Consider the following 1,910-nt stretch of genomic DNA (forward strand, 5'->3'; position numbering starts at 1 on the left):
CACCAGGTGAAGATCCGCGGCTACCGGATCGAACTCGGCGAGATCGAGTCGGTCGTCGAGGGCACCGACGGCGTCGGCGACGCGGTCGCCCTGGTCGGCGAGTCGGACCGGCTGGTGGTGTTCTACCGGCCGGGCGCGGCGGCCACGGAGCTGGCGGACCGGATCCGGCAGCGGTGCGTGGAGCACCTGCCCGAGTACATGATCCCGGCCGAGTTCGTGGCCGTGGAGGCGATCCCGCTCAACGCCAACGGCAAGGTCGACCGGGCCGCCCTCTGGGACGCCGCGGTGCCGGCGCACCGGCAGCACGTCGCCCCGGCGACGGAGCTGGAGGCGCAGCTGGCGGAGATCTGGGGCCGGGTGCTCCAGTTGGAGCAGGTCAGCACCCAGGAGAGCTTCTTCGACCTCGGCGGGCACTCCATCAGCGCCATCGCGCTCGTGGGCGCGCTGCGCGGCGCCGGGCACCCGGTCTCGGTGCGCGACGTCTTCGTGCACCGCACGGTCGCCGCCCTGGCGCAGCACCTCACCGGCGGGGACGACGTCGAGGCCGCGCCCGCCTTCCGGGCGGTCGCCCCGTTCAGCCTGCTCGACGACGCCGACCGCGCCGCCCTGCCCGCCGGGCTCGCCGACGCGTACCCGTGCGCGCAGGTGCAGCTCGCCATGCTGGTGGTCACCCTCTCCGACTCGGAGCGTCGCACCTACCACAACGTGTCGGCGTTCCCGATCCGCGACGAGCACGCCTTCGACGGCGACGCGCTGCGCCGGGCCGTGCGGACCGTCGTGGACCGGCACGAGATCCTGCGTACGTCGTTCGACCTGACCGGCTTCTCGGTGCCCATGCAGCTCGTGCACGCCGAGGTGCCCGTCGACGTCACGCTGCTCGACCTGCGCGACGGCACGGACGAGGAGGCCGAGAACCGGCTGCGGGCGTACCTGGCCGCCGAGCGGTCCCGGCCCTTCGCCCCCGACCAGGTCCCGCAGATGCGCATCGCCGGGGCGGCCGGCCGCAACGACACGTGGTGGTTCGTGCTGACCATGTCGCACGGCATCCTCGAGGGCTGGAGCCACCACTCGCTGCTGATGGAGATCCTCGAAAACTACCGCAGCCTGCGCGACACCGGCGTGCCGGCCGCGTTCGAGGCGCCCCCGGTCCGCTACGCCGACTTCGTGGCCGGCGAGATCGAGGCGCTGGCGTCGGCCGAGGACCGCGACTACTGGCAGGGCGTCGTCGCCCGGCCGGTCTTCGAGCTGCCGGCCGGCTGGGGCGAGGACGAGTCGGTCCCCGAGTACGAGTGCGGCACCCGCGTCCCCCTGCACGACCTGATGGACGACCTGCGCGAGCTGGCCAGCCGTACCGACACGTCGCTGAAGAGCGTGCTGCTGGCCGCGCACCTGAAGGTGATGAGCCAGCTCACCGCCGAGCCCGTGTTCACCAGCGGGCTGGTCAGCCACGGCCGGCCCGAGGTCACCGGCGCCGACCGGGTCTACGGGATGCACCTGAACACGCTGCCGTTCGTGCACGACGCGGGCGCGCGGACCTGGCGCGAGCTGATCCGGGGCACGTACGCCGGGGAGCTGGAGCTGTGGCCGCACCGCCGCTACCCGCTGCCGGCCGTGCAGCGCCTCGGCGACGGGCGCCGGCCGATCGAAATCCTCTTCAACTACCTCGACTTCGAGCAGGTCGACACCGAGCGGGTCGACTTCGACGACGCGATCTACGAGGCCAGCGGCGAGTTCGGCCTGCACGTCTCCACGCTCGGCGGCGTCCTCAACATCCTGGCCCGGCCGCACCAGGTCAGCTACCCCAACGTCCTGCGCCTCGGTGGCATGTACCGGGCGGTGTTGGAGGCGATGGTCGCCGACGTGGACGGTGACGCGTCGGTGGTGTGCCTGCCGGCGGGTGAGGTGTCGGT

At 72.8% G+C, this 1,910-nt stretch carries 1 protein-coding gene; it reads left to right on the plus strand.

Annotation, left to right across the window (positions count from 1 at the left end):
• On the plus strand, positions 1–1,910 hold a 1,910-nt coding region (locus tag AB0883_RS30735), incomplete at both ends, for a condensation domain-containing protein (RefSeq protein WP_366644765.1).

The organism is Micromonospora sp. NPDC047812 (assembly GCF_040704175.1).
Classification (GTDB): domain Bacteria; phylum Actinomycetota; class Actinomycetes; order Mycobacteriales; family Micromonosporaceae; genus Micromonospora.